General features: G+C 71.9%; 2 protein-coding genes, 1 pseudogene and 1 riboswitch. Of the genes and pseudogenes, 2 read left to right on the forward strand and 1 reads right to left on the reverse strand.

Going from position 1 to position 2968, the window contains the following annotated elements:
* Positions 1-78 precede the first annotated feature (78 nt).
* A complete protein-coding gene (locus D8M29_RS10470) occupies positions 79-1365 on the reverse strand; it encodes an AI-2E family transporter (protein ID WP_127435511.1) in 1287 nt (428 codons plus the stop codon).
* A 46-nt stretch (positions 1366-1411) separates the two neighbouring features.
* Positions 1412-1517: riboswitch (TPP riboswitch) on the forward strand.
* Between the two features lie 66 nt (positions 1518-1583).
* On the opposite strand from D8M29_RS10470, the gene D8M29_RS10475 reads away from it, so the two are divergent.
* On the forward strand, positions 1584-2648 hold the full coding sequence (locus D8M29_RS10475) for a thiamine ABC transporter substrate binding subunit (RefSeq protein WP_095694961.1): 1065 nt from the start codon (positions 1584-1586) through the stop codon (positions 2646-2648).
* Positions 2648-2968: pseudogene (locus tag D8M29_RS10480) on the forward strand (iron ABC transporter permease); the annotation flags it as partial. The gene D8M29_RS10475 and the pseudogene D8M29_RS10480, both read left to right, overlap by 1 nt.

The following is a 2968-nucleotide window of genomic DNA, read 5'->3' on the forward strand; positions in this document are numbered from 1 at the left end:
CCGCGTGCGCGGCACTGCACCCGGGGCTGCCCCAGCTGTCGTTCCCCGCCCCGCCGCTGCTGCGGCTGGCCGGCGCGCTCAACGACCTGGTGCTGCTCCAGCCTCGCCCGTGACCTCGTCCGTCGCGGGACCGTCGTCGTCCCCGCCGTCCGCCGAGGCGCGGTCCTCATCTCCCCCGTGCGCGTCGGATCGCCAGGCCGCCGGGCGCAGCCGTTCCAGGAGCGAGGACTGACGGCGCTCCATCCCCTTCAGGTCCGAGGCGATGAGCGCGTTGATCCAGCGGGCGTTCGGGTCGGCGTCGATCAGCACGGCCTTGGCCAGCAGCGTGCAGGGCAGCGCGAGGATCGCGCCGAGCGGGCCGAGGACCCAGGCCCAGAAGAGCAGGGAGAGGAAGCTGACGGTGGGGATCACGCCGATCGCGTCGCCGGCCACCTTGGGCTGGATCACGGACTGCAGCACGAAGTTCAGCACCGAGTAGCTGACCACCACCCACAGGAAGTCGGACCAGCCGCCCGCCGCCAGGCCCAGGACGGCCGGCGGCAGCAGGCCGATGATGAAGCCGATGTTCGGGATGTAGTTGGTGAGGAAGCTGAGCACGCCCCACACGAGCGCGAGCGGCACGCCGATCAGCATGAGGGCGATCACGTCCAGCACCGCCACGATCAGGCCGAACACCGTGGTGACCACCCAGTAGCGGCGCACGCCCTGGGCGAACTCGACCAGGGCGTGGCCGAACTCGTGGCGGGCGGTGCTGAGCAGGCGGACGCGGCGTTCGACATCCATCGAGTCCATCGCCAGGAAGAACATGCCCATGATCACGGTGACGAGCAGGCCGAAGACCGCGTAGACGTTCGTGGCGATCTTCGTGATGGCGCTGACGGCCGTCCCGGTCACGGTGCTCATGTCGATCGAGGCCAGCTGCTGGGACACCATGTCCGGGGTCACGCCGCGCTCGTTGAGCCAGTGCGAGACGTCCAGGACGATCTGCTGGAAGCGGTCCGCGTACTTCGGCAGCTCCGCCACCAGCTCGAGGCCGGACCACACCATCATGCCCCCGAACACGGCCATCACCGCGACGACCAGCAGGACGGTGGTGGCGGCCCCGAGCACGGGGTGCAGGCCCCGGCGGATGAGCCAGGCCTGCAGGGGGTAGGCCACGATCACGAGGTTCAGCCCCAGGAAGACGGGCGCCGCGATGGAGGCGATCCCCTGGAAGAACTGCACCACCAGCACCAGGCCCGCGAGCGTCAGGACGATCACCAGCATGCGCGGCCACATGCGGTGGGGGCGGCGGATGTCCCAGTCGGAGGCGGGGCTGGACGAGGCGGGCGGCGGGGTCACCCCCGCGGGCTGTGCGGCGCTCACGCGGGCAGTCTATGCGCGGGCCGGACGGGGTAGGGTCGGGACCAGTCCACATCGACAGGGGAGCGCCCGCGCGGCGCTGAGAGTGCGGTCCGCCGCAGACCCTCGAACCTGCTCCGGTCCGCACCGGCGAAGGAAGTCGAGTCTCCCGGTCGACGTCGTCCCGGGATTCCGGTGGCGGCCTCGTCCCGGCCCCTCTGCCGTCCCAGAGGAGAACCGCCATGTCCCGCACCCCGCACCGCGCCCTCGCCGCCCTCTCAGTGGCCGCCCTCGCCCTCACCGGCTGTTCGGTGTCCGGCTCGTCCGGCGACGGGGCGTCGTCGTCCGCCGCCGGCGCCGGCGGCGAGCCGACGACGGTGACGATCATGACGCACGACTCGTTCAACCTGCCCCAGGAGCTCGTCCAGAAGTTCGAGCAGGAGTCCGGCTACACCCTGAAGACGACGGCCCCCGGCGACGCCGGCAGCGTGGTGAACCAGCTCCTGCTGGCCAAGGACGAGCCCACCGTGGACGGCGTCTACGGCGTGGAGGACCACTCGGCGCACCGCCTCGTCCGCGAGGGCGTCGTCGCCGAATACACCCCGCAGGACCTGCCCGCCTCCGCACAGGACCGGATGGTGGAGGACCGCATGACCCCGGTGGACCAGGGCCAGGTGTGCTTCAACACGGATCCGGCATGGTTCGAGGCCCACGACGTCGAGGCCCCCACCTCGATCGACCAGCTCGACGACCCCGAGTACGCGAAGCTGACGGTCGCCACCTCCCCCGTGGCCTCCTCCCCCGGCCTGGCGCTGCTCGCGGCCACCACGGAGAAGTACGGCGACGACGGCTGGCAGGACTGGTGGCAGGGCCTGATGGAGAACGGCGGCAAGGTCGCCGACAGCTGGTCCGACGCCTACAACTCGGACTTCTCCGGCGGCGAGGGCAAGGGCCAGTTCCCGGTGGTGCTCTCCTACTCCTCCTCCCCCGCGTTCGCCCCCGAGACCGAGGTGATCGAGGACTCCTGCACCCCGCAGGTCGAGTACGCCGGCGTGCTCGAGGGCGCGAAGAACCCCGAGGGCGCACAGGCGTTCGTGGACTTCCTGCTCACCGAGGAGGTCCAGTCCGCCCTGCCCGAGTCGATGTACATGTACCCGATCGACGAGTCGGTGCAGCTGCCCGAGGAGTGGGCGCAGAACGCGCCGCTCGTCGAGGACGCCATCACCCCGGACCCCGCCCGCATCGACGAGCGCCGCGAGGACCTGCTGAAGGAGTGGACCGCCCTGGCCGAGGCCTCCCGGCGCTGATGTCCGCGCTCACCGAGGTCGCGGCCCCCGGCACGGACCTGCCGCGCCGGCGGGCCCGCGGCCGGGGGGACGGGCTCGGCCCTTGGTGGCTGGTGGCCGCCGTCCTGCCGGGCGCCTTCCTGCTCGTCTTCTTCGCGTGGCCCGTGGCGGCCATGCTCTGGCGCGGGATCGGCGGCGACGCCGACGCGTTCACCGGCGCCGTGGACCTCACCGCCTTCAGGGAGACCCTCGCCCGCGAGCGCACGTGGCGCATCCTCGGCCAGACGCTCGGGATGGCCGCCGCCGGCACGGTGGTCTCGGTGGCGCTCGGCCTGCCGACC

The organism is Micrococcus sp. HSID17227 (assembly GCF_003989405.1).
Classification (GTDB): Bacteria; Actinomycetota; Actinomycetes; order Actinomycetales; family Micrococcaceae; genus Micrococcus; species Micrococcus luteus.